A 24,850-nucleotide genomic window follows, 5' to 3' on the forward strand; every position below is an offset into this window, starting at 1 on the left:
GGCGGAGCGCCGCGTCAGGCCGTCAGCCAGCCGGGCGGCGGTCGGAATCCGGGCAGCGCCTTCAGGGCGTCGCGCCGGCGTTGCTCCCTGACCTCGTCGAGGTGCACCGCCTCGGCCACCAGCTGGGCGAGCGACGGATGGTCGACGGGTGTGCCGTGGAGCAGGCGGTGCAGGCGGCGGTACGAGGTGTGGAACCGCACCGCGGGGTCGCGGCGCGCACGCGATCGCCGACGCCATGCCGCGAAGTCCGCCGTGGACCCCGAAGCGCGCGGGCTCCACCAGCCGACGACGTCGAGGTCGACGTGGGCCGGGTAGCGACGACCGCCCCGGTCCCGCGCCCCGTCGTTGCGCATCGGCTCGACCTCCTCGCCGGTCTCCGCGTCGCGCACGCCCGGCCGCAGCCCGGCGATCCGCAGGAGCTCGTGCAGGACGTCGGCGCGCGGGCTCGTACGCCCCGTCTCCCACCGCGCCACCACCGACTGGGACACGTCCATGATCGCGGCCAGCCCGCGCTGAGAGACGTCGAGCACCCGCCTGATCCGGCGTACGAGCCCCGGTATGCCGCCGTCCATGGGCCCCATCAAGAACCACTCCAGCTCCTCCTCGCTCCACCCCTCCGTGCGGACCCATCTCGAGGTCGTGCCCATCTGTCCCTCCCGGTGCGTCGGTGTCGTCCTCCGATCCCAACGCCACGCACCGACAACCGAGCGCCCTTGTCCACAGGGGCAGCGACTCGGTCGACGCGAGCTCCAAATTCGGCGACGTCGCCCTCCCCGACGGGCGCGCACTGTCGCGGCTGAGTCGCTCACGGACTCAACCGCGACAGACGCGGTCCGGAGAGCGCGGGGGAGCTGAGTCGCTCAGAGACTCAGCCGCGAGAGTGGGCGGGTGCGGCGGTCGACGCCCGGAATTGTGCGCCGCTACGTGTGACGGCCGATCCGGGACGTCATGGGACCCCTAGACCCGCTACGGCGGAGGCGCTGCCTCCGCAGGCATCGCGAGACCGTTGGGCGCGGCTCGTGCCACCATGGCCTGATGCGCTTCGGGCGGAGGTTGGACCAGCAGCGGACCGGCCCGCGGACCGGCCCGCGGACCCGCCCGTCGACCGGCCCATCGACCGGCCCGTCGACCGGGAGGTGGCTTCGCGGTGGGGCGGTGCTGGCGACCCTGGTGCTGGTCTGCTCGCTGGGTGCCTGCACGGGCGACGGCGGGGGAGAGGACGAGGACGGACCGGGCGCAGCCGGCGCGAGCGGCTCGCCGAGGGTCGTTGCCACGCCGTCCGAGCGGCTCGGGCTCACCGTCGGCTGGGGTCCCGACCGGGCGGCGCTGGACCGGGCCGCCCGGATCGTCGGCAGGATGCCGCTGCCGGAGCTCGCCGGACAGGTGATCGTCGCCGACTGGCGCGGCACCGGCGCCCCGGTGGACATGGTGCGCGACCTGCACCTCGGCGGCGTCATCGCGTTCGACTCCAACGTCGTCTCCGCCGACCACGTCAGAGCCGTCACGACCGCCCTCACGCGGCAGGTGCGCCGCCGCTGGCCGCTCTTCATCGGCGTCGACCAGGAAGGCGGTGTGGTCGAGCGGCTCCGCGAGGCGGCGACCCGGTTCCCGGCGTTCATGAGCGCTGGAGCCGCGAACGACCCGGAGCTCACCGAGCGGACCTACGCCGCGGGGGCGGCGGAGCTGCGCGGCCTCGGGTTCACCGTCGACTTCGCCCCCGACGCCGACGTCACCTCCGGCCCCGACGACCCGACGATCGGGTCGCGCTCGGCCTCCTCGAGGCCGGCGACGGTGGCCGAGCAGGTCGTCGCAGCGGCCGACGGGTTCTTCTCCGCCGGCGTGCTGCCGGTGGTGAAGCACTTCCCCGGCCACGGGTCGGTCCCGGCCGACAGCCACCTCACGCTGCCCGTCCAGACGAAGACGCTGGACCAGCTCGAGGCCTCCGACCTCGTGCCGTTCCGCCGCGCCGTCGAGGCAGGCCTGCCGGCGGTGATGGTCGGCCACCTCGACGTACGGGCCGTCGACCCGAAGGTTCCCTCGTCCCTGTCGCGCGCCGTGGTCACAGGGCTGCTCCGCGACGACCTCGGCTTCGGCGGCCTCGTCGTGACCGACTCTCTCGAGATGGCCGCCGTGACCCGCGGCCGCGACCCGGGGCGTACGGCGGTTCAGGCGATCCGCGCCGGCTCGGACGTCCTGCTGATGCCGCCGTCCCCGGCGCTCGCCCGGTCGGCGCTGGTCCGTGCGGTGCGCGCCGGTGCGCTTCCCCGGCGCCGCCTCGAGCAGGCCGCGGCCCGGCAGATCGCCCTGCTGACCCACCTCGGCGACACGAGGGGCAGGGCCGGATCCGCCCGGGATGCCTCTCGGCGGCTCTCGGCCGCCGCGATCACCGTCACGGACGGGCCGTGCTCAGGCCGGCTGGTGGGAGACGCCGTGCACCCCTACGGCGACGCCAGTGCGGTCGGCACCTTCATCGCCGCGGCGCAGGGTGCCGGCATCACCGTCCTGCAGCGCCGGACGGCGCCGGCGGCGCTCACCGACGCGCGACCCAAGCCGGTGCGGAGACCGCGCGAGCGCAAGCCGGCGTACGAGAGGCGCCTGCGTGCCTGGAGGCAGGCCGAGGCGGCGCGCGTACGACGCCTCGATGCCTGGTCGGACCGCGAGGAGGCCCGCCTGGCCGCCGGCACGGCCGTCGGGTTCACCGGCTATCGCGACGCCCCCGTGGACGGCGCGGTCGCCGTCGCCACGGACAGCCCTTGGGTGCTCGGCCGGGTGAGCGCGCCCACCCGCATCGCGACGTACGGGGACACCCCGGCCGCGATGGAGGTGCTGGTGCAGGTGCTGCTCGGCGAGTCGCCCGCACCGGGGCGGCTGCCGGTCAAGGTCGCGGGCGTGTCCCGCACCGGCTGCGGCTAGAACGGCTCGACCAGCAGGGCCGTGCCGTGCCCCGCGACGCGGGTGAGCACGAGCGTGGCCTCCTCGTCACCCTTGAGCGCCAGTCGCTTGCGCAGCTCCTCCGGCACCACCTGGACGCCGCGCTTCTTGATCGTCAGCCGGCCGATCCGGCGCTCGTGCAGGGCCGCCTTCAGCTGCTTCTCGCGATAGGGGAGGTGCTCGACGACCCGGTAGCCGCGGGCGAACGGCGTACGGAACGCCTGGTCGCTGGTGACGTAGGCGATGTGGGGGTCGACCAGCCCGCCCTCCACGCCGGCGGCGACGGCCGTCACCAGGCCGGCCCGGATGACCGCCCCGTCCGGTTCGTAGAGATACGCGCCGACGTCGCGCACGTCGGCGCCGACCGCTCCGGGTGGCGGTGCGTCGTCCTCGGTGAGCGTGGCGAGCCCGTGGTCGGCGATGACGGTCGCGCGGCGGTGGGTGGTCGACAGGCTCCGCGACCAGAGCACCGCCTCCTTGACGTCCCCGCCGTCGCTGACCCACTCCGCCTCGCACCCGGCGGGGACCAGGTCGTGGCCGATGCCGGGCGCGACCTTGACCAGCGAGCGCCCGGTGAGCAGGTCCAGCACCCACGGCCACGGCGGGGTCCACCCCTCGACGTCGAAGACGCGGCCCCGCCCGCCGCGGCGCGCCGGATCGGCGAAGGCCGCGTCGAAGCCCCTGACGTCGACGGACGTCGCGTCGCCGACCTGAACGGCGCCCGGCAGACCGAGGACCTCGAGGTTCGCGCGCGCCATTGCGACGCGCACCGGGTCGAGGTCGATGCCGGCACTGACGAGCCCCGCCCGCGCGAACGCGAGCAGGTCGCCACCGATCCCGCAGCCCAGGTCCAGGACGCTGCCTCCCGGCACGGCGGCCGCCAGGCGCGCGGCCCGGTGGTCGGCGACCCGCGTGCGGGTCGCCTGCTCCAGGGCGTCGGGGGTGAAGAACATCAGCCGCGCGGCATCGCCGAACTTGGCCACGGCCTTGGCGCGCAGCTGCGCCTGCGTGGTGGCGGCGGCGGCCTTCTCCGGGTCCGGCTCGACGCGTCGTACGGCGCCGGCGACGCGCACCGGGTCGCCGGCGTGCTCGGCCCAGGCCTGCTCGGCGTGCGCGAGCAGGCGGCCGCCCTCGGTGGTGCGCAACCAGGCCAGCGTCTCGATCTCCACCCACGCATCCTGTCAGCCCGGCCGCAGCACCTGTGCTAGCACTCCCTCTGGGAGAGTGCTAGCGTCTGATCTGGCACTCTCGACCCGAGAGTGTCAATGCTCGTGACCCCGGCTCGATCCCCGCGACGGCGTGCCGGCCAGTCCCGGGCCCACGTCCTGGGAGCCCCGGCTCCTGAAGAATCTCGTGCAGAGAAAGTGGAGGTTGATCCGAAGTGTCGGTCAACATCAAGCCCCTCGAGGACCGCATCGTCGTCCAGACGCTCGAAGCCGAGCAGACCACCGCCTCCGGCCTGGTCATCCCGGACACCGCGAAGGAGAAGCCCCAGGAGGGCGAGGTCATCGCGATCGGCCCCGGTCGTGTCGACGACAACGGCCAGCGCGTCCCGATCGACGTCGCGGTGGGTGACAAGGTCATCTACAGCAAGTACGGCGGCACCGAGGTCAAGTACGCGGGCGAGGAGTACCTCATCCTGTCCGCCCGTGACGTCCTCGCCGTCGTCTCCTGACGCACCTGGCATCCCGGCTGGCGGATCGCCAGCCGGGATCCGTGCACGTCCGGCCATGAACCTTTCCTAGGAGCACACAGATGCCCAAGATCCTGGAGTTCGACGAGAACGCCCGCCGCGCCCTCGAGCGCGGCGTGGACGCCCTCGCCAACGCCGTCAAGGTCACGCTCGGCCCCAAGGGCCGCTACGTGGTCCTCGACAAGAAGTGGGGCGCCCCCACCATCACCAACGACGGCGTGACCGTCGCCCGCGAGGTCGAGCTCGACGACCCGTTCGAGAACCTCGGTGCCCAGCTCACCAAGGAGGTGGCCACCAAGACCAACGACATCGCCGGTGACGGGACCACCACCGCCACCGTGCTGGCGCAGGCGATGGTCCACGAGGGCCTGCGCGCCGTGGCCGCCGGTGCCAACCCGATGGGCCTCAAGCGGGGCATGGACGCCGCGGCCGAGGCCGTCGGCGACGCGCTGCGCGAGGCCGCCCGCGAGGTCGAGTCGCGCGAGGACATGGCGTCCGTCGCCACGATCTCGAGCCGCGACAGCCACATCGGCGACCTGCTCGCCGAGGCCTTCGACAAGGTCGGCAAGGACGGCGTGATCACGGTCGAGGAGTCCAACACCATGGGCACCGAGCTCGAGTTCACCGAGGGCATGCAGTTCGACAAGGGCTACATCTCGGCCTACTTCGTCAGCGACCCGGAGTCGATGGAGGCCGTCCTCGACGACCCCTACATCCTGCTCCACCAGGGCAAGATCTCCTCGATCCAGGAGCTCCTCCCGCTGCTGGAGAAGGTCATCGCCACCGGCAAGCCGCTCTTCATCCTCGCCGAGGACGTCGAGGGCGAGGCGCTCTCGACCCTCGTGGTCAACAAGATCCGCGGCACCTTCAACGTCGCCGCGGTGAAGAGCCCGGCCTTCGGCGACCGCCGCAAGGCGATGATGCAGGACATCGCGGTCCTCACCGGCGGCCAGGTCGTCGCGCCCGAGGTCGGTCTCAAGCTCGACCAGGTCGGTCTGGAGGTGCTCGGCCAGGCGCGTCGCGTGGTGATCACCAAGGACAACACCACGATCGTCGACGGCGCGGGCGACACCACCGCCGTCGAGGGCCGCGTCAACCAGATCAAGGCCGAGATCGAGAACACCGACTCCGACTGGGACCGCGAGAAGCTCCAGGAGCGTCTCGCCAAGCTGGCCGGCGGCGTGTGCGTGATCAAGGTCGGCGCCGCCACCGAGGTGGAGCTGAAGGAGAAGAAGCACCGCATCGAGGACGCCGTCTCCGCGACGCGCGCCGCGATCGAGGAAGGCATCGTCCCCGGCGGTGGCTCCGCGCTGATCCACGCCGTGTCGGTGCTCGAGGACAGCCTCGGCCTGAGCGGTGACGAGGCCGCCGGCGTCCGCGTGGTCCGCGTGGCGGCCGACGAGCCGCTGCGCTGGATCGCCGAGAACGGTGGCGAGAACGGCTACGTCGTGACCTCCAAGGTCCGCGAGCTCGGTGTCGGCAACGGCTACAACGCCGCGACCGGCGAGTACGGCGACCTGGTCGCCCAGGGCGTCCTCGACCCGGTCAAGGTCACCCGCTCCGCACTCGTCAACGCGACCTCGATCGCCGCGATGCTGCTCACGACCGAGACGCTGGTCGTGGACAAGCCCGAGGAGGAGGAGCCCGCGGCCGCCGCCGGTCACGGGCACGGCCACGGTCACTGACCGTCCCGCTCCACTCGACAGGCCCGCACCGGACTCCGGTGCGGGCCTGTCGCGTCAGCGGACGATCTCGCTGAGGTGCACCTCGGCGCCGCTGCGGCCGAACATCGCCACCTTCCGCCCGGCGGGCTCGCTCCACAGGAACTGGTCGCCCGGGGTCGGCCCCTGCCCCACGGCCCAGGGAGAGTGCGCCTCGCTGAGCCGCATCAGACGGCCGTCCTCGAAGTCGTAGACGTAGGTGCCGCCGGTGGCGGGGTCGTGCGCCGTCAGCGTGAGGAAGTCGCCGTCCGCCACGAGGTCCCCGCCGTCCACGCCGCTGTCCTGGACGGTAACGACCTGCTCACCCTCCGTCGTGACGACCTGGACGCGGTCGTCCCGCACGCCCTCGCCGTACGTCCCGCAGTACTGAGACAGGGCGATCCGGCCCCCGGCGACGTCGAAGCCGAGGAGGTTGCACCGCTCACCCAGCTGCGGGTCGAAGGACGTCTCCTCGCCGGTGGCGAGGTCGCGCACGTGGACCAGGCCGGCGGCCCCGTTGGAGGAGTCGGTCCACACCAGGGAGTCGCCGTCGAAGCCGAATGCCCCGACCTGCAGGCCCTCGTCGCGGACATCGGAGCCGTCAGTGAGGGAGACTGACCAGAGGTCGAAGGTGTCACCTTCGGCGTCTGCGTCGTCCGCCTCGCCGTCCGAGCCCATCGGCCAGCCGCCCTCGGGGATCCGTCCCTGCGTCGCAGGGACAAGGACGTAGAGGCGCCCGTCGGGCCCCACGCTCGGCAGCCGAACCCCCCAGCCCCTCCCTCCCGACAACGAGGGCCAGGACGTACTCGACCACTGCCGTGTGTCCCGATCGAAGACATGCGCGGCGGCGGTGTCCAACGTCAGGAGCACCAGCCGGTCCTCGCTCAGTTCCGCGGACCAGAACTGGGACTGACCGACGGCGAGACGCGGCAACCACTCCTTCCGACGGGTGGCGGGGTCCATCAGGGCGAAGCGCGGGTTGAGCTGCCCCGACCGCGGTCCGTCGCGGAACAGCACGAGGCCGTCGTCGGTGACCCCGTCGAAGTACTGCCCGTTGTCGGTGTCGAGGTCCTCGTTGGTGTACGTCGTGAGGTCGCGGTAGTCGGTCCCCTCGACCGCCGGACGCGCCTCCGTCAGCCGGATGGTGGGGCCGGCCGGGCGTGGGATCTCCGCGCTCTCGAGGTCCCTCGGGGCGGGATCGATCCAGGTCACCGACGCCACGGCGACGACCCCTGCCGTCAGGGCGCCGGCGCCGGCCACCCCGGCGCGCCGTCGGCGCACCCGCCGTCGGCCGGTGCCCAGTACGGCGGCCAGGTCCCCGCGGTCCTGCGGCGGCCTGGCGGACGCCTCGCGCAACAGCTCTCGTAGCTCGTTCACCATGACGCGGCTCCTTCTGCCGGCTCGCCGGACGGCGAGTCCTCCAACGTGGACCGGAGCGCGAACAGCGCGCGCGAGGTCTGGCTCTTCACCGTGCCCTCGGCGCACCCCAGCAGGGCGGCGGTCTCCGCGACCGACAGGTCCTCGAAGTAGCGCAGCACCACGCACGCCCGCTGGCGCGGCGGCAGCGCGGTGAGCGCCGCCATCAGCGCCTCCCGCGTGGTCACCGCAGCCGCGACGTCCTCCGGCGAGGCCAGCATCGGGACGTCCTCGGTGGGGCGCTCGGTGCTCGAGCGGCGACGCGCGTGGTCGAGGTACGCGCTGAGGACCGCCTTGCGGGCGTAGGCCAGCTCGCCGCCGTGGCGCACCAGCCGCGGCCACCGGACGTACACCCGGACCAGCCCCTCCTGCACGAAGTCCGCCGCCCGGTCCCAGTCGCCGCACAGCAGGTACGCCGTACGGCGCAGACGGTCCCGGGTCGACTGCGCGAACTCGACGAAGGCCGCCTCGTCACGCACTGTTCTTCTCCATGCCGGTCAGAACGGGGTGAGGCACCGCGCGGGTTGCACGGCGAGGTCCGCGAATTTCCTCCACGGGTCGGTCATCGCCCCCAGATCGTGCGGAACGGGGTCGAGCAGTCGACGTCGAGCCGGGCCGGACCGGCCGCGCGAAGGCGGTAGACCCGGTAGCGGTCGCACGCCTCGGTCACCAGGTCGTAGTCGCGGATCAGGGAGCGCTCCAGACGACGGGTGCCGCGCTCGCTCCAGGCGTCGAGACGGGTGGCCTCGACGAACCACGTGGGCGCGCCGTCGCCGGTCAGCACCTTGCGCAGCTGCGACAGCCGTGGATCGAGCGTGCGCATCGGCAGGGACCACAGGTGCGCGTAGGGCGAGGGCGCGCCGCTGGCCCACTGGATGTCGGCGCGACCGCCGTAGACGAGGACCCGGTCGCCGGGACCGGCGGCGGCAGCGATGGCCTCGCCGGTGCGCACCTCCACCGGCACCCGGCCGGCGGCCCACGCGGCAGTCCACGTGACGAGCGCGACCACGCTGGAGGCGACCGCGAAGATCACTGCGGCCGGGGTCGTCGGGCGGCGTGGGGGATGTACCTGGTCGAGCGTCAGCAGTGCCGCGACGGCGAGGGCGAGTCCGGGGATCGGCACGAGGAGGTACGGCTTCCAGTAGCTGCCGCTCACCACGATGCCCACGACGTCCACGACGAGCACCGCCGCGATCGCCGCGACCAGCGCCGCGTCGTGGCGCAGCAGGGCGCGCAGGCGCGTCGCGAAGCAGACGAGCACGAACAGCATCCCGACGCCGAGGAAGAGCAGCAGCAGGAGCCAGGCGCGGTCCGTCGGCGCGCCACCGCTCTGGGCGGCGATGGTCCGGCTCGCGTCGAAGCGGAAGGTGACGACCGTGTACCACAGCGTCGGCAGCCGCACACCGGCCGCGAGGGCCCATCCGACCACCGCCGCCACGGGTACGGCGGCGCCGGCCGTCGCCGCGGCGGCGCAGCGCAGCCCGGCGCGTGCCGGCAGCTCCCTGGTCAGCAGCGTGGCGGCCAGGAGGACCGCCCCGAAGACGAGCCCGCCGACGATGCTCTGCTTGAGCCCGAGCGCTGTCATGGCGAGCAGTCCGGCCCAGAAGGCGTCGGGCGCCGAGGTGCGGCGGACGGCACGCAGCGCCAGCCAGCACGACGCGAGCACGAGGGGGATGCCGAACAGCTCGCCCTTGGCCGCCGCGGGGTCGATCCACGCGTTGCCGACCAGCGCGGCCGTCAGCGCGGCCGCCCAGCCGGCGACCCGCTGCGCACCAGCGGGATCGGTCAGACGGGCGCGGCGCGCGACCTCGCCGGCCGCCCCCGCGGCGGCGAGCACGAGCAGCGCGCAGGCGAACGCCCCGACGAGGCGGTGGGCGTACGGCCCCCCGAGCGCGTCGGCGGCGCGCACCAGCCAGATCACCAGCGGCGGTCGGTCCACCCAGTGGTGGCCGTAGACCGAGCCGGGCTCGGGCTGCCAGGTGCGCGCGACGAGCAGGAATCCCGCCTCGTCGGGCCGCAGCGGCCACAGCAGCGAGGGGAAGCGGGCCACGAAGGCCGCTGCCGCGGCCAGCCAGACCGGCCGCCCGAAGCGCATGCCCGAGCGCATGCCGGAAGGCATGCCGGAACGCGCAGAGAAGTCCCTCCCGAACCCCATGGCGACACTTTCGCAGAGCGCGTGTGACGCCCCGTAGAATGAGGTGGTGGAGATCCCCGAGAAGTTCGCTGCCCTGGGCCTCACCTACGACGACGTGCTGCTGCTGCCGGGGGAGTCCGACCTCGCGCCGAGCGAGATCGACACCACCACGCGCCTGACGCGCGAGATCTCGGTGAAGGTGCCGCTGATCAGCGCCGCGATGGACACGGTCACCGAGTCGCGGATGGCGATCGCGATGGCGCGCGAGGGCGGTCTCGGCGTGCTGCACCGCAACCTGTCGATCGAGGACCAGGCGCGCCAGGTCGACCTGGTCAAGCGCACCCAGACCGGGATCATCTCCAACCCCGTCACCATCGGCCCGGATGCGACCCTGGAGGAGCTCGACCGGCTGTGCGGGGAGTACCGCGTCTCCGGCCTGCCCGTGGTCGACGTCGACAACCGGCTCCTCGGCATCATCACCAACCGCGACCTGCGCTTCACGCCCGTCGCCGAGTGGGCGACCACCAAGGTCACCGAGGTGATGACCGCCGAGGGGCTCATCACCGGCCCGGTGGGGATCTCCCGTGAGGAGGCGACCTCGCTGCTGCGTGCGCACAAGCGCGAGCGGCTGCCCCTCATCGACGACCAAGGACGGCTCGGCGGCCTCATCACGGTCAAGGACTTCGTCAAGGGCGAGCAGTTCCCGCACGCGTCGTACGACGCCGACGGCAGGCTGCTGGTCGGCGCGGCGATCGGCTACTTCGGCGACGCCTGGGAGCGGGCGACCACGCTGGTCGAGGCCGGCGTCGACGTCCTGGTCGCCGACACCGCCCACGGGCACGTCCACCTGCTGCTCGACATGGTCCGCCGGCTCAAGTCCGACCCGGCCACCCGGCACGTGCAGGTCATCGGCGGCAACGTCGCCACCCGCGAGGGCGCGCAGGCGTTCGTCGACGCGGGCGCCGACGCGGTCAAGGTCGGCGTCGGGCCGGGCTCGATCTGCACGACCCGCGTCGTCACCGGTGTCGGCGTGCCGCAGGTGACCGCCGTCTACGAGGCCTCGCTCGCGACCAAGCCGGCCGGCGTCCCGCTGATCGCCGACGGCGGCATGAAGTACTCCGGCGAGATCGCCAAGGCGCTGGTCGCGGGCGCCGACTCCGTCATGGTCGGCTCGATGCTCGCCGGCTGCGAGGAGTCGCCCGGCGAGGTGGTGTTCGTCAACGGCAAGCAGTTCAAGTCCTACCGCGGGATGGGCTCGATGGCCGCCATGAGCAGCCGCGGCAAGAAGTCGTACTCCAAGGACCGCTACTTCCAGGCCGAGGTCGCCAGCGACGACAAGATCGTGCCCGAGGGCATCGAGGGCCAGGTCGCCTATCGCGGTCCGCTCTCGGCGGTCGCCCACCAGCTTGTCGGCGGGCTCACGCAGTCGATGTTCTACGTCGGCGCGCGCACGATCCCCGAGCTGCAGGACAAGGGCCGGTTCGTCCGGATCACCTCCGCATCGCTTAAGGAGAGCCACCCCCACGGCGTGCAGATGACCGTCGAGGCGCCCAACTACAGCGGCGCGTGACGTCAGCCGAAAGTATTTCTTCCCGAACCGGTCGCGAGCGCCTACGTTGACTCAGGTCAGGGGATCGGGCCCCGCGACGGTGTGATCCATCGGCACGACGTGCTCGATCCCGGTTTCTCTCGGGAGGAGCGCCAGTGCGCGCAAGAATTCTGGCTGCGACCGGTTGTGCCGGTCTCGTGGCCCTCGTGATGCCGACGTTGTCCAACGCGGCACCGGCCGACGGCGACGCCGTCACACCCCAGCAGCAGCAGGCCCTCGACCTGGGCCTCCAGGTCGCGCCCAAGGAGACGGGAGCGGCCGCGCTGACGGCCCAGGCCAACCCCAACCCCTACCTCGCCAACCTGCCGTCGATCACCGACGCCAACTACTTCGCCTGGAACAAGAACATGCACGCCCAGGCCGAGAAGCGTGCGGTGTCCCAGCGGCTCGCCGCGAACCGGCGCGAGGCCTTCACCGCCCGCCGGGGCGTCGAGGGCCGTGCGGTGCTCACGCCGTTCGTCCACGACGAGGAGGAGCCGGCCGGGACCACCGGGTCCAACGACTCGCACGTCGACGCCGAGCCGATCCCCGGCTTCGGCACCGGCGCCGCGCGGATGCCGGCCGTCCGGATCCTCGGCGGCCTGGCCGCGCCCGGGGCGAGCACGCCCAGCACGGTGACCACCGCCGAGGACCAGGGAGCGATCCCGCTCGCCACGCCCACCGGCATCGCGGGGACCGGCTCGGCGGTGGTGAGCTCCGTGCTGGGCGACGGGCCGCACGGCCCCGAGGGCACCGGCAGCAACGACTTCGACTTCTACTCCGTCGAGGTCGGGGAGGGCCAGACGCTCACCGCCGACACCGAGGGCAGCGCGACGGCCACGGACACGATCCTGGTCGTGTGGGATGCGGAGGGCACTCCGCTCGCGGCGGACGACGACAGCGGCACCGGCACGCACAGCGCGCTGACCTACAAGCCCGAGGCGCCCGGCACCTACTACGTGATGGTGGGCGGCTACGCCTTCGACCCGCTGCCGGCCGATCCGTTCGACTCGGGCAGCGGAGCGGGCGGCGCCGACGTCGGCGACTACCGCCTCGCTGTCGCCAGCCAGGAGCTCGACGCCGACTTCTACTCGGTGCGGCTGCGCCCCGGGGACACCGTCGGCGCCAACGCCGAGGGCACCGCCACCGGCCTCGCCGTCCGGACGCCGTCCGGCGAGGAGCGCGTGGGCGGCGTCGGGACCGACGCGTCCTCGCTCTACCCGCCCACCTCGCCGCTGATCGGCGGTGGCAACACCGCCATCGCCTACGTCGCGGAGGAGGCCGGCTGGTACACGGTCGAGGTCACGGGGGCCAGCGGCTCCTACGACGTGACCGTCGAGGGCTACCGTCCCGGCACGCAGGGCGACCGCGGTCGCACGCAGACGGTGCTGCTCGACTTCGCGCCCGGGCGGGTCAACACCGGCACGTGGGGCGGTCCCGGGCAGCGCCGGGTCTCGCCGTTCGCCGCGTTCGTGCCGCAGTGGGGCATCCCGCGCACGTCGGCACGCCAGCTCGAGAACCGCATCCTCAACCAGGTGCAGCGCAACCTCGACGCCGAGATCGCCGGCACGAACCCGTCGGTCAACGTGCAGGTGCTCAACGCGCGCACCAACCCCGAGCTGATCGGGCAGGAGAACGTCTCGCGCATCTACGTCGCCGGGACGATCGCCGAGACCGGCCTCAACACCATCGGCATCGCGCAGTACATCGACCCGGGCAACTTCGGTCACGAGGACGAGGCGATCGTGCTGCTCGACGTGCTCAGCGCGCCCGCCGGTCCGGCGTCGTCGCTGAACACCTACCTCAACGCCAGCAGCGACCGGATCGCCTTCGTCTCCCAGGCGGTGGCCAACGTGACGGCGCACGAGGTCGGGCACACCATCGGCAACTACCACACCGACAACGCCGACGAGATCCACAACATGATGGACTCCGGCGGCGCGAACTTCGGCGTCAACCTCTACGGGGTCGGCCCGGACAACGTGGGTGGCACGGCCGACGACGAGAACATCGAGTTCCGGACCGACGTCTACGCGCCGGTCGAGGGCTTCACGGGGCTCGAGAACACCGAGAACGTCACGTCGTGGGCCTACGCCGGCCGCTGACCTGACGCTGCACCGACGCTCGCGGCGCGGTCATCCCTCCCGGGGTGGCCGCGCCGTGGCACGTCCAGGGGTGCTCAGGGGGTGAAGCCGGCGCGAGTGGGCGCCGTGCGCCCGAACACGGCCTGCGCGGGGCGGGTCAGCAGGCGCGCGGTCGCCGTACGGCCGCGGTCGGCCACCACGAAGAGGCCGGCGTTGCTGCGGGTCACCAGGCCGGGGGACCGGGTGGGGTCGCCGGTCGACGCGCGCGCCCTGCGGGGCAGGCGGGACTGCTCGCCGGGGACGGCGGCGCGCACCAGGACCGCCCCGGCGCCGCTCACCGCCGCGACGTGCAGTCGTCCCGCCGCAGAGCCCACGGCGGGGGAGGCGTACGGCGACCAGTCGCCCTCGATGGTGGTCGCCCGGCCCCACCGACGCCCGTCGAGGGTGCGTACGACCAGCCGTCCGGCGGCCGTCACCTGGTGGAGGTAGGTGGTCCCGTCGCCTGAGGTGGAGAGCGCGGGCGTGGACGTGATCGAGGCGGCGTCGCCGCGCAGGCGCGCGAGGCGGCCTCGCTCGAGGGACTGCGCGAAGGTGCCGCCCGCCCTGGTGACCGCCACCAGCCACGTCCGTCCCGAGCGGTCGGTGCCGAGCACCGGAGCCGCGTGGGTGGCCCAGGAGCCGGGACGACCGACCCGCTCGGACCTGCTCCAGCGACGCTGCTCGGTGAGGCGGCGGGTGACGAGGGTGCCGGCCGGCGAGATCGCGGCCAGCACCGGTCGACCGGTGCGCGCGAGCGCGAGCGCCGGGCTCGAGGTCGCTGCGGCGGTCGCGACCGGACGCAGCGCGAAGCGGGGCCCACGGAGCGTGCCGGCCAGGACCCGCCCGTCGCGGGTGGTGGCACCCACCCACGGCCGGCCGCGCCGGTCGAGGGCCAGCGCCGGGGCGGCGAGCGGCGAGAACGCCGCGCGCGGCCCCACGACCCGGGCGGGGCGGCCGGGCCGGGCGACCCGCAGGGTGCCGCCGTCGTCGACCCGAGCGGTCCAGGACTCGCCCAGCCCGTCGGGCACGGACACGACCGGACGGTCCGAGCCGACGAAGGGGGAGGGGGCGACGTCGTCGAGGTGGAGGTAGCGGAACTCCCCGACGGGCACGGTGCGTACGCCGTAGCCGCCGGGCGTGGCGTGGTTGTACTCCTCGATGGTCACCGTGCCGCGGCCGATCGCGCTCACCCACGCGACGTGGCCCACGCGGCCGGCGTCGCTCTGCGCGACGGCACCGATGGCCGGGACGGAGTCGACGCGGTAGCCCAGCCGGCGCGCGACGTCGTCCCAGTTCTCCGCGTTGCCCCAGTGCTCACCGCCGAAGTGGTTGGAGAAGCCCGCCATGCGGTTGCGCTCCTGCAGCCGCCAGGCCACGAAGCTGGTGCAGTTGCGCAGGACGAAGCCCCACGGGTCGCCGATCGACCCGTCGATCGACCACACCCGGCGCGCGCACGTCGGCTTGGGGCCGCGCGGGTCGTAGAGGTGGCCGGTGACCGGGTCGAGGACCGGCGGCGGCGGTGGCGGCGGCTCGACGATGGTGGCCGTCTCCTCGCCGGGCTCGCCGGGGGTCGGGCTGGTCGTCGCCTGCGCGGACGGGTTGGGGGAGCGGTCGGGAGCGGGGCTGGGCGTCGGTGCCGACGGAGCGGGCGTCTGCGTGGGCGTCTGCGCGGGCGTCGGGGTGGGCTCCTCGATGGGCTCCTGCGGCACGATCGGGCAGCGGCCCTGCCCGGCCCACGGGTAGTCGTCCGCGGCCTGTGCGGTGGGCGCGGACACCACCAGCAGGCCGCCCGCCGCGCAGACGGATGCGAGCACGCGCGCGATCGTTCGTTGCGGCCGCGAGTGAGGCCGCGTCCCCTTGTTCCCCACGGTGCCACCGTAGGCGACCGCTCCAGAGGCGCGGCACGGGTTCGGGATGTTGTTCATCTCCTGTTGCTCGTCGCACGCGCGGAACCGGGCCGGGGTGGCCGCCGATAGGCTCCCCGGCATGACCGAGATCGAGATCGGCCGTGCCAAGCGCGGTCGCCGGGCGTACTCCTTCGACGACATCGCGATCGTGCCCTCGCGGCGCACCCGTGACCCCGAGGAGGTCAGCACCGCCTGGCAGATCGACGCCTACCGCTTCGACGTGCCGGTCCTCGCCGCGCCGATGGACTCGGTCATGTCGCCCTCGACCGCGATCGCGCTGGGGCAGATGGGCGGCCTCGGGGTCCTCAACCTCGAAGGTCTCTGGACCCGCTACGACGACCCGACCGGCCTGCTGGAGGAGGTCGCGGGCCTCGAGGGTCCCGAGGCGACCCGGCGCATGCAGGAGATCTACACCGAGCCGATCAAGCCCGAGCTCATCACCGCGCGGCTGCGCGAGATGCGGGCCGCCGGTGTCACGGTCGCCGGCTCGCTGTCGCCGCAGCGGACCAAGGAGCACGCCAAGGCGGTGGTCGACGGTGGTGTCGACATCTTCGTCATCCGCGGCACCACGGTCAGCGCCGAGCACGTGAGCAGCCAGGCCGAGCCGCTCAACCTCAAGGAGTTCATCTACGAGCTCGACGTCCCGGTCATCGTCGGTGGGTGCGCGACCTACCAGGCGGCGCTGCACCTGATGCGCACGGGCGCCGCCGGCGTGCTCGTCGGCTTCGGCGGCGGGGCGGCCCACACCACCCGCACGGTGCTCGGCGTCGCGGTGCCGATGGCGAGCGCCGTCGCCGACGTCGCAGCAGCACGCCGCGACTACCTCGACGAGTCCGGCGGGCGCTACGTCCACGTCATCGCGGACGGCTCGATCGGCAGCTCGGGCGACATCGCCAAGGCGATCGCCTGCGGCGCCGACGCCGTGATGATCGGCTCGCCGCTCGCCCGGGCGAGCGAGGCGCCGGGTCGCGGGTTCCACTGGGGCAGCGAGGCGACCCACGCCGACCTGCCCCGCGGCGAGCGGGTCGGCTTCGCCCCGGTGGGGTCGCTGGAGGAGATCATGTTCGGCCCCTCCCACGTCGCCGACGGCACGATGAACCTGGTCGGCGCCCTGCGTCGCTCGATGGCGACCACCGGCTACACCGAGCTCAAGGAGTTCCAGCGCATCGAGGTCATCGTCCACCGCTGACTCGCGGAGTCGTCGGGCCGCCGAGCCGCTGGGCGGCCCCTGGGAGACTGGCGCCATGACGCTTGCGCGAGCCCTCGACGCCGATCAGCGGTCCGACGCCCTCGAGCACCTGGCCGGCGGCGAGCTCGACGTGCTGGTGGTCGGCGGCGGGATCGTCGGCGTGGGCGCGGCGCTCGACGCGGTGACGCGCGGCCTGCGGGTCGGGCTGGTGGAGCAGCGCGACCTCGCCTCCGGCACGTCGTCGCGCTCGTCCAAGCTGGTCCACGGCGGGCTGCGCTACCTGGAGATGCTCGACTTCGCGCTCGTCAAGGAGGCGCTGGAGGAGCGCGGCCTGCTGCTGACGCGGCTCGCGCCCCACCTCGTACGTCCCGTGCCGTTCCTCTACCCGCTGGAGCACGCGTGGGAGCGGCCCTACGTCGGCGCCGGTGTCGCGCTGTACGACGCCATGGCGATGGCCGGGAAGTACGACATGGGCGTGCCCCGGCACAGGCACGTCTTCCGCAAGCAGCTGGCGCGGCTGGCGCCCGACATCAGGACCGACGGCCTGCACGGTGCGATCCGCTACTACGACTGCCAGGTCGACGACGCGCGGCTGGTGATGACCATCGCCCGCACGGCGGCCAACAACGGCGCCCACGTCGCGACGCGCACCAAGGTCACCGGCTTCCTGCGCGAGGGCGAGCGGGTGGTCGGCGTCACCGCCCGCGACCTGGAGGGCCAGCGCGACCTCGAGATCCGGGCCCGGGTGGTCATCAATGCCGCCGGCGTGTGGACCGACGAGGTGCAGGACCTGCTCGGGGGGCGTGCGCAGCTCGACGTCGACGCCAGCAAGGGCATCCACGTCGTCGTGCCGAAGGACCGGATCCGGTCCGAGTGCGGCTTCATCACCAAGACCGAGAAGTCGGTGCTGTTCGTGATCCCGTGGGACCAGTTCTGGATCATCGGCACGACCGACACGGCGTGGGACCTCGACCTGGCGCACCCCGCCGCGAGCAGAACCGACATCGACTACGTCCTGGGTCAGGTCAACGCGCTGCTCAAGGACCCGCTCGACCACCGCGACGTCGTCGGCGTCTACGCCGGCCTGCGCCCGCTGCTCAAGCCGATGCGCAAGGAGGGGGAGATGGGCGAGACGACCAAGCTCTCGCGCGAGCACACGGTGGCCAACCCGGCCCCCGGCCTGGTGCTCGTCGCCGGCGGCAAGCTCACGACGTACCGGGTGATGGCCCGGGACGCGGTCGACCACGCGATCCGCGACTTCGACGCGCCCCGGCCCTCGATCACCGACCGGGTGCCCCTGATGGGCGCGTGGGGCTTCGAGGCGCGCACCAACCAGCGGGTCGCGCTGAGCCGCGCGTCCGGCCTCGGGGTCGGGGTGGTGGACCACCTGCTCGGGCGCTACGGCGGTCTCGTCGACGAGGTGCTGGCGCTCATCCACCGGCGACCCGACCTGGCCGAGCCGCTGCCGGGCGCCGAGCACTACCTGCGCGCCGAGGTGCTCTACGCGGTCACCCACGAGGGCGCGCGGCACCTCGACGACGTGCTGGCGCGTCGTACGCGGGTGTCGATCGAGACCTTCGACCGCGGGATCGCCGCTGCCCGCCCGGCCGCCGAGCTGATGGCCGAGGCGCTCGGGTGGGACGACGCCCAGCTCGAGGACGAGGTGGACCACTACCTGCGCCGGGTCGAGGCGGAGCGGCAGAGCCAGCTCATGTCCACCGACCAGGAGGCCGACGAGGCCCGGGTCCGGGCCCCCGACATCGTCTGAGGGCCGGTCGTCCGGTCAGAGCCGCTGCACGGGCCCCTGCGGGGCGAGCCCGAACACCTCGCGCAGGCCGGACGCCCGCCCGTCCGCCTCGAGGGCGTCCGCCGCCTTGCCGACCGGGCGCTCCCACGGCCACACGTGCACCGCCATCAGGACCAGCGAGACCGCGGCGCCGCCGGCGTAGACGAGGATCCCGCCGTCGGGCAGCACGAAGGCCGCGGCCAGCGAGGCGATCGCCACCGCCTCGGCGATGGCGAAGCGCAGCACCATGGCGCTGCTCCACCGCCCGCGCGCCTGTGCGGCCGCCTCCTCGGCGTCCAGCGTCGTCGGCAGCGCGGGCAGGCGGTAGCCGAAGGCGTCGAGCAGGAGGTGCACCGCGACCCCGATGGCGACCTGCGCCACCGGCACCACGATCGGCAGCGACGTGTCGGCGGGCAGCACGAACGAGACGGCGACGCCGATCACCACCAGGGCGCCCATCAGGGTGCCGGCGAGGATGCGGTTGGACGACGCGAACCCGGCGGCCGGGGGAGGAGGTGTCGGCATGCGCCGACCCTAGCGAAGCCGGCGGGTGGACGGATCCGACCGGAGCGTCGAGACGTGGGACGAAGTGACCAACCGGTAGCAACCGCCGCGGCCGCGAATTACGCTGCACGGATGAGCGAGCAGAGCCCTGCCCCGAGCCCCATCACGGACGGCCCCGCGGACCCCGAGCACGACACCACGGCCGCCTACGGCCTCGATCGCTCGTACGTCGCCGCCCTCACGCGGCGTCTGGTCAGCACCTCCGGGCGGACCGAGGCGGTCTTCTCGCCCATCGGCGGCACCCCGCTCGCGCACGTGCCGCAGTCCACCCCGGCCGACGTGTCCGAGGCGTTCGTGCGCGCCCGCCGGGCGCAGCGGGCGTGGGCGGGCACGTCCCTCGACGAGCGCGCCGCAGCGCTGCTCCGCCTCCACGACCTGGTCCTGGACCGGCAGGAGGACCTCATCGACCTCGTCGTGTGGGAGTCGGGCAAGGCGCGCAAGGACGCCTACCTCGAGGTCGCCCACGTCGCGCTGACGGCGCGCTACTACGCCCGCACCGCCCACCAGCACCTCGACAGCCGTCGGGTCGCCGGGATGTTCCCGGTGCTGACCCGCGCCGAGGTGCACCGGGTTCCCAAGGGCGTCGTCGGGGTCATCTCGCCGTGGAACTACCCGCTCACGATGGCGCTGTGCGACGGCCTGCCGGCGCTGCTCGCCGGCAACGCGGTGGTGGCCAAGCCCGACGCCCAGGTGATGCTCACCGCCCTGCTCGGGGTGCAGCTGCTCGAGGAGGCCGGCTTCCCGCCGGAGCTGTGGCAGGTGGTCGCCGGCCCCGGTCCCGAGATCGGCGGCGCGCTGGTCGCGGAGGCCGACTACGTCGCCTTCACCGGCTCGACCGCCACGGGCCGGATCATCGCCCGCCAGTGCGCCGAGCGACTCATCGGCTGCTCCCTGGAGCTGGGCGGCAAGAACCCGATGCTGGTGTTGCGCGACGCCGACGCGCACCGGGCGGCCGAGGGAGCGGTCCGGGCGGTGTTCTCCAACGCCGGCCAGCTGTGCGTGTCGACGGAGCGGCTCTTCGTCGCCGACCAGGTCTACGACCGGTTCGTCGACGCCTTCGTCTCCCGCACGGAGGCGATGACGCTCGGCGCCAGCCACGACTGGTCGGTCGACATGGGCTCGCTGATCTCCCAGGCCCAGCTCGACACCGTCACCGCCCACGTCGAGGACGCCGTCGCCAAGGGCGCCCGCGTGCTCACCGGTGGCCGGCACCGCCCGGACCTGGGTCCGTTCGTCTTCGAGCCGACCATCCTCGAGGGCGTCACGGCCGACATGCAGTGCTTCGGCAAGGAGACCTTCGGGCCGGTCGTGTCGCTCTACCGCTTCCACGGCGAGGACGAGGCCGTCGAGCGCGCCAACGACGGGCTGTACGGCCTCAACGCCTCGGTCTGGACCCGCGACGGCGCCCGCGGGCGGGCCCTCGCACGGCGGATCAGGTGCGGCACGGTCAACGTCAACGAGGCGTACGGCGCCACGTTCGGCTCGCTCGCCGCCCCGATGGGCGGGATGCGGGAGTCCGGCATGGGCCGGCGTCAGGGCGCCGAGGGCGTGCACCGCTACACCGAGGCGCAGTCCGTCGCCACCCAGCGACTGGTGCCGATCGCGCCGATGCTCGGGATGTCGGAGGAGACCAACGCCAAGGTGCTGACCGCGTCCCTGCGCCTGCTCAACAAGCTGGGGCGCGCCTGAGCATGACCCACTACGACGTCCTCGTCATCGGGTCCGGGTTCGGCGGCTCGGTGAGCGCGCTCCGGCTGACCGAGAAGGGCTACTCGGTCGGGGTGCTGGAGGCGGGCGCCCGGTTCGGGGACGACGACTTCCCGGCCACGTCGTTCGACGCCAAGCGCTTCCTGTTCGCACCGGCCCTGGGCCTCTACGGCATCCAGCGCATCGACATGGTCAAGGACTGCCTGATCCTCGCCGGCGCCGGCGTCGGGGGCGGCTCGCTGGTCTACGCCAACACCCTCTACGAGCCGCTCGAGGCGTTCTACCGCGACCCCTCGTGGGCGCACATCACCGACTGGAAGGCCGAGCTCGCCCCCTACTACGACCAGGCCAAGCGGATGCTCGGGGTGGTCGACAACCCGCTGCACACGCCGGCCGACGCGGTGATGAAGCAGGTCGCGGAGGACATGGGGGTGGGCGACACCTTCCACCCCACGCCGGTCGGGGTCTTCTTCGGCGGCCCCGACGCGCGTCCGGGGGAGCGCGTCGAGGACCCGTACTTCGGCGGCGCGGGCCCGGCGCGCAACGCGTGCCGCAACTGCGGCGAGTGCATGACGGGGTGCCGCCACAACGCCAAGAACACCTTGGTCAAGAACTACCTGCACCTCGCGGAGCGGGCCGGCGCGGTCGTCCACCCGCTGACCACGGTGACGCGGGTCCGGCCCCGGCGCGGCGGCGGCTACGAGGTGACGACCCGCTGGACCAAGGCCAAGCTGTCACGGCGTACGGCCACCCGGACGTTCACCGCCGACCAGGTGGTCTTCTCCGCGGCCGCCCTCGGCACCCAGAAGCTCCTCCACCAGCTCAAGGGCGAGGGCGACCTGCCGCGCGTCAGCGACCGCCTCGGGGTGCTGACCCGCACCAACTCCGAGGCCATCCTCGGCGCGCTCGCGCCCGACACCTCGACCGACTACACAGAGGGCGTCGCGATCACCTCGTCGTGGCACCCCGACGACGTCACCCACATCGAGCCGGTGCGCTACGGCAAGGGCTCCAACGCGATGGCGCTGCTGCAGACGGTGCTGGCCGACGACACCCCCGGGCGATCCCGGGTCCGGACGTGGCTGCGCGAGCTGTGGGCGCAGCGGCGCACCGCCCTCGACCTCTACGACTTCAAGCACTGGTCCGAGCGCACCGTCGTGGCGCTGGTGATGCAGACGCTCGACAACTCCATCACCACCCGCGGCGTCAAGGGCCGCCTCGGCTGGCGGATGACGAGCGTGCAGGGCCACGGCCTGCCCAACCCGACGTACATCCCCGTCGCCTACGACGCGGTGCGGCGGATGGCGGCGGTGATGGGAGGGACGCCCGGCGGCAACGTCGGGGAGCCGTTCAACCGGCCGCTGACGGCGCACTTCATCGGCGGGTGCACGATCGGCGACTCGCCCGAGACCGGCGTGGTGGACCCGTGGCAGCGGCTGTTCGGTCACGAGGGGCTGCACGTGGTCGACGGCTCGGCGGTCTCGGCCAACCTCGGCGTCAACCCCTCCCTCACCATCACCGCCCAGGCAGAGCGGGCGATGGCGTTCTGGCCCAACAAGGGGGAGGCCGACCCGCGACCCGCGCTGGGCTCGGCCTACCGCAGGGTCGAGCCGGTGGAGCCGAAGAACCCCGTCGTCCCGGACGCCGCGCCGGGTGCGCTGCGCCTGCCGGTCGTCGGGATCACCTGAGACCTGTACCCGCCGGGCAAGGGACCCGGAAATTCACCCCTAGGGAGGCGTAACCACGCTGTCGAGGGGTCGTTGGGCGGGTAAGGAGTCCGGCAGTCATGCTCCCTCCCAAGGGTCGGACTCCCGATCTCGGCGCTGCTGTGCAGCTGCTGGATCTCAAGCACCAGGGCCCGGTCACCCTCCCTCCCCGATCGGGCCCTGGTGCGATCCACGGCGGGGAGTCGCACCGGGACGGGCCTCGATAGACTCCAGGCGTGACGCAGCCTGCAGAGCACGACCTGGTCCTCGTCGTCGACTTCGGCGCGCAGTACGCCCAGCTCATCGCCCGGCGCGTCCGCGAGGCACGCGTCTACAGCGAGATCGTCCCGCACACCATGCCGGTGGAGGAGATGCTCGCGCGCAAGCCGAAGGCGATCATCCTCTCCGGCGGCCCGTCGAGCGTGTACGCCGACGGCGCCCCCGGCATCGACGACCACGTCTTCACGGCCGGGGTGCCGGTGTTCGGCATGTGCTACGGCTTCCAGCTGATGGCGCAGGGCCTCGGCGGCGAGGTCGCCCACACCGGCGCGCGCGAGTACGGACGTACGCCCGTCGCCGTCAGCGAGCCCGGCACCCTGCTGCAGGGGATCCCCGCCGAGCACAAGGTGTGGATGTCCCACGGCGACTCCGTGGCCCAGGCGCCCGAGGGCTTCACCGTCCTCGCCTCGACCGCCGACACGCCCGTCGCGGCCTTCGAGGACGTCGGCCGCGGCCTGGCCGGCGTGCAGTGGCACCCCGAGGTGCTGCACTCCGAGCACGGGCAGAAGGTGCTCGAGCACTTCCTGCACCACATCGCCGGGTGCCGCCAGACCTGGACGATGCTCAACATCGCCGAGGAGCAGATCGAGCGGGTGCGCGAGCAGATCGGCGACAGAGGCCTGGCGATCTGCGGCCTGTCGGGCGGCGTCGACTCGGCGGTGGCCGCGGCCATCGTGCAGCGCGCGATCGGCGACCGGCTGCACTGCGTGTTCGTCGACCACGGCCTGCTGCGCGAGGGCGAGGCCGAGCAGGTCGAGCGCGACTTCGTCGCCGCGACCGGGGTCAACCTGCACGTCTACGACGCCCGGGAGACGTTCCTCGCTGCGCTCGCCGGCGTCACCGACCCGGAGGAGAAGCGCAAGATCATCGGCCGCGAGTTCATCCGCGCGTTCGAGGCGGCCGAGGTCCAGGTGCTCGGCGAGGCGGCCGAGCACGACGAGAAGGTCGGCTTCCTCGTGCAGGGCACGCTCTACCCGGACGTGGTCGAGTCCGGTGGCGGCGCCGGCACCTCCAACATCAAGTCGCACCACAACGTCGGCGGGCTGCCCGAGGACCTCGAGTTCGAGCTCGTCGAGCCGCTGCGGACCCTGTTCAAGGACGAGGTCCGCCTCGTCGGCGAGCAGCTCGGCCTGCCCGCCGAGATGGTGTGGCGCCAGCCCTTCCCCGGCCCGGGCCTCGGCATCCGGATCATCGGCGAGGTGACGGCCGACCGGCTCGACATCCTGCGCCGCGCCGACGCGATCGCCCGCCAAGAGCTCACCCGCGCCGGCCTGGACCGCGACATCTGGCAGATGCCGGTCGTGCTGCTGGCCGACGTCCGCTCGGTCGGCGTCCAGGGCGACGGCCGCACCTACGGCCACCCCGTCGTCATCCGGCCCGTGACGTCCGAGGACGCGATGACCGCCGACTGGGCGCGCCTGCCCTTCGAGGTGATGGAGCGGATCTCCACGCGCATCACCAACGAGGTCGCCGAGATCAACCGGGTCACCCTCGACATCACCTCGAAGCCGCCGGGCACCATCGAGTGGGAGTGAGCGCCGGGCGCTGACTCGTATGGGCAACCAGTTCGCCGATGACGTGCTGGCGGGTGACGGCTTCCGCCTCACCCCTCTGGGATCGGCTGACATCGAGGACGTCACCTCGGCCTGCCGCGACGAGGTCACTCAGCGATGGCTGCCACTGCCGTCGCCGTACACCTCCGACGTGGCGCGTGCGTTCGTCGAGGAGATCGCACCCAGGATGCACGCGAGCGGCGCCGGTCTCGTCCGGCGGATCGAGGTCGCTGGACGGCTGTGTGGCGTCATCGACCTGAAGGCGACCGACTGGCGAGTGCGCGCGACCGAGATCGGCTACTGGGTCGCCCCTTGGGCGCGAGGGCACGGCCTCGCTGGCAAGGCTTCGCGAGTCCTTGCCGACTGGGCTCTGTCCACACAGGGCATGGCGCGAGTGGTGATCTGTTGCGCGACCGGCAACGTCGCGTCACAGAAGGCAGCAGTGTCGGCCGGGTTCAGCCACGAGGGGCGCGCGCGATCGGCCGGAATCGTCCACGCCGGGCGCGTCGACCTCGAGGTGTTCAGCAAGCTCTCGTCGGATCTCGACGCGCCCTAGCAGCGCGAGCGCCAGAAC

At 73.0% G+C, this 24,850-nt stretch carries 18 protein-coding genes; 11 read left to right on the forward strand and 7 right to left on the reverse strand.

Annotation, left to right across the window (positions count from 1 at the left end; genetic code table 11):
* Nucleotides 1-14 precede the first annotated feature (14 nt).
* Nucleotides 15-647 (reverse strand): helix-turn-helix domain-containing protein, encoded by a 633-nt coding sequence (locus tag J3P41_RS10625; protein ID WP_210650265.1) that lies wholly within the window; start codon nucleotides 645-647, stop codon nucleotides 15-17.
* Nucleotides 648-1,155: 508 nt separating this feature from the next.
* Between J3P41_RS10625 and J3P41_RS10630 the strand changes: the two genes are divergently transcribed.
* Nucleotides 1,156-2,913, forward strand: coding sequence for a glycoside hydrolase family 3 protein (locus J3P41_RS10630; protein ID WP_210650266.1), 1,758 nt, complete (start codon nucleotides 1,156-1,158; stop codon nucleotides 2,911-2,913).
* On the opposite strand, the gene J3P41_RS10635 is transcribed toward J3P41_RS10630, so the two are convergent.
* Nucleotides 2,910-4,100, reverse strand: a complete 1,191-nt coding sequence (locus J3P41_RS10635; protein WP_210650267.1) for a class I SAM-dependent methyltransferase — start codon at nucleotides 4,098-4,100, stop codon at nucleotides 2,910-2,912. The two genes, J3P41_RS10630 and J3P41_RS10635, sit on opposite strands and share 4 nt — an antisense overlap.
* Before the next feature lie 212 nt (nucleotides 4,101-4,312).
* Between J3P41_RS10635 and groES the strand changes: the two genes are divergently transcribed.
* Both groES and groL read left to right on the forward strand, forming a co-directional pair.
* Nucleotides 4,313-4,606 carry a co-chaperone GroES gene (gene groES / locus J3P41_RS10640; protein ID WP_210650268.1) on the forward strand — a complete coding sequence of 98 codons (294 nt, stop codon included), beginning with the start codon at nucleotides 4,313-4,315 and terminating at the stop codon, nucleotides 4,604-4,606.
* Between the two features lie 80 nt (nucleotides 4,607-4,686).
* Nucleotides 4,687-6,309 carry a chaperonin GroEL gene (gene groL, locus J3P41_RS10645; RefSeq protein WP_210650269.1) on the forward strand — a complete coding sequence of 541 codons (1,623 nt, stop codon included), beginning with the start codon at nucleotides 4,687-4,689 and terminating at the stop codon, nucleotides 6,307-6,309.
* A 54-nt stretch (nucleotides 6,310-6,363) separates the two neighbouring features.
* Here groL and J3P41_RS10650 read toward each other — a convergent pair whose 3' ends face one another.
* From J3P41_RS10650 to J3P41_RS10660, 3 genes are all read right to left on the reverse strand, one after another.
* Nucleotides 6,364-7,704, reverse strand: a complete 1,341-nt coding sequence (locus J3P41_RS10650) for a hypothetical protein (protein WP_210650270.1) — start codon at nucleotides 7,702-7,704, stop codon at nucleotides 6,364-6,366.
* Entirely contained in the window at nucleotides 7,698-8,219 is a 522-nt protein-coding gene (locus J3P41_RS10655; RefSeq protein ID WP_210650271.1) for a SigE family RNA polymerase sigma factor, read from the reverse strand. The genes J3P41_RS10650 and J3P41_RS10655 overlap by 7 nt, the downstream gene beginning before the upstream one ends.
* A gap of 83 nt (nucleotides 8,220-8,302) precedes the next feature.
* Nucleotides 8,303-9,859: a hypothetical protein gene (locus tag J3P41_RS10660; protein ID WP_210650272.1), complete on the reverse strand. Its 1,557-nt coding sequence runs from the start codon at nucleotides 9,857-9,859 to the stop codon at nucleotides 8,303-8,305.
* Between the two features lie 82 nt (nucleotides 9,860-9,941).
* On the opposite strand from J3P41_RS10660, the gene guaB reads away from it, so the two are divergent.
* Both guaB and J3P41_RS10670 read left to right on the forward strand, forming a co-directional pair.
* Entirely contained in the window at nucleotides 9,942-11,444 is a 1,503-nt protein-coding gene (guaB, locus tag J3P41_RS10665) for an IMP dehydrogenase (RefSeq protein WP_210650273.1), read from the forward strand.
* A gap of 134 nt (nucleotides 11,445-11,578) precedes the next feature.
* The gene (locus J3P41_RS10670) at nucleotides 11,579-13,567 is read left to right on the forward strand and encodes a pre-peptidase C-terminal domain-containing protein (RefSeq protein ID WP_210650274.1); all 1,989 of its coding nucleotides are present in this window, start codon (nucleotides 11,579-11,581) and stop codon (nucleotides 13,565-13,567) included.
* A 74-nt stretch (nucleotides 13,568-13,641) separates the two neighbouring features.
* Here J3P41_RS10670 and J3P41_RS10675 read toward each other — a convergent pair whose 3' ends face one another.
* Nucleotides 13,642-15,399 (reverse strand): CHAP domain-containing protein, encoded by a 1,758-nt coding sequence (locus J3P41_RS10675; protein ID WP_210650275.1) that lies wholly within the window; start codon nucleotides 15,397-15,399, stop codon nucleotides 13,642-13,644.
* A 172-nt stretch (nucleotides 15,400-15,571) separates the two neighbouring features.
* On the opposite strand from J3P41_RS10675, the gene J3P41_RS10680 reads away from it, so the two are divergent.
* Both J3P41_RS10680 and J3P41_RS10685 read left to right on the forward strand, forming a co-directional pair.
* The gene (locus J3P41_RS10680; protein WP_210650276.1) at nucleotides 15,572-16,681 is read left to right on the forward strand and encodes a GuaB3 family IMP dehydrogenase-related protein; all 1,110 of its coding nucleotides are present in this window, start codon (nucleotides 15,572-15,574) and stop codon (nucleotides 16,679-16,681) included.
* A 55-nt stretch (nucleotides 16,682-16,736) separates the two neighbouring features.
* A complete protein-coding gene (locus J3P41_RS10685; RefSeq protein ID WP_210650277.1) occupies nucleotides 16,737-18,449 on the forward strand; it encodes a glycerol-3-phosphate dehydrogenase/oxidase in 1,713 nt (570 codons plus the stop codon).
* Nucleotides 18,450-18,464: 15 nt separating this feature from the next.
* On the opposite strand, the gene J3P41_RS10690 is transcribed toward J3P41_RS10685, so the two are convergent.
* Nucleotides 18,465-18,992: a hypothetical protein gene (locus J3P41_RS10690; RefSeq protein ID WP_210650278.1), complete on the reverse strand. Its 528-nt coding sequence runs from the start codon at nucleotides 18,990-18,992 to the stop codon at nucleotides 18,465-18,467.
* A gap of 111 nt (nucleotides 18,993-19,103) precedes the next feature.
* Here J3P41_RS10690 and J3P41_RS10695 point away from each other — a divergent pair, with 111 nt between their 5' ends.
* The 4 genes from J3P41_RS10695 (at nucleotide 19,104) to J3P41_RS10710 (ending at nucleotide 24,832) form a co-directional block, all read left to right on the forward strand.
* Nucleotides 19,104-20,720, forward strand: coding sequence for a succinic semialdehyde dehydrogenase (locus J3P41_RS10695; RefSeq protein WP_210650279.1), 1,617 nt, complete (start codon nucleotides 19,104-19,106; stop codon nucleotides 20,718-20,720).
* A gap of 2 nt (nucleotides 20,721-20,722) precedes the next feature.
* Nucleotides 20,723-22,426: a GMC oxidoreductase gene (locus tag J3P41_RS10700; protein ID WP_210650280.1), complete on the forward strand. Its 1,704-nt coding sequence runs from the start codon at nucleotides 20,723-20,725 to the stop codon at nucleotides 22,424-22,426.
* 254 nt (nucleotides 22,427-22,680) lie between these two features.
* Nucleotides 22,681-24,258, forward strand: a complete 1,578-nt coding sequence (guaA, locus tag J3P41_RS10705; protein WP_210650281.1) for a glutamine-hydrolyzing GMP synthase — start codon at nucleotides 22,681-22,683, stop codon at nucleotides 24,256-24,258.
* Nucleotides 24,259-24,277: 19 nt separating this feature from the next.
* Complete coding sequence (locus J3P41_RS10710) at nucleotides 24,278-24,832, forward strand: GNAT family N-acetyltransferase (protein ID WP_210650282.1); 555 nt, start codon at nucleotides 24,278-24,280, stop codon at nucleotides 24,830-24,832.
* The last annotated feature ends 18 nt before the right edge of the window (nucleotides 24,833-24,850 follow it).

Origin of the sequence: Nocardioides sp. SYSU D00065, from assembly GCF_017916425.1 — a bacterium.
Classification (GTDB): domain Bacteria; phylum Actinomycetota; class Actinomycetes; order Propionibacteriales; family Nocardioidaceae; genus Nocardioides.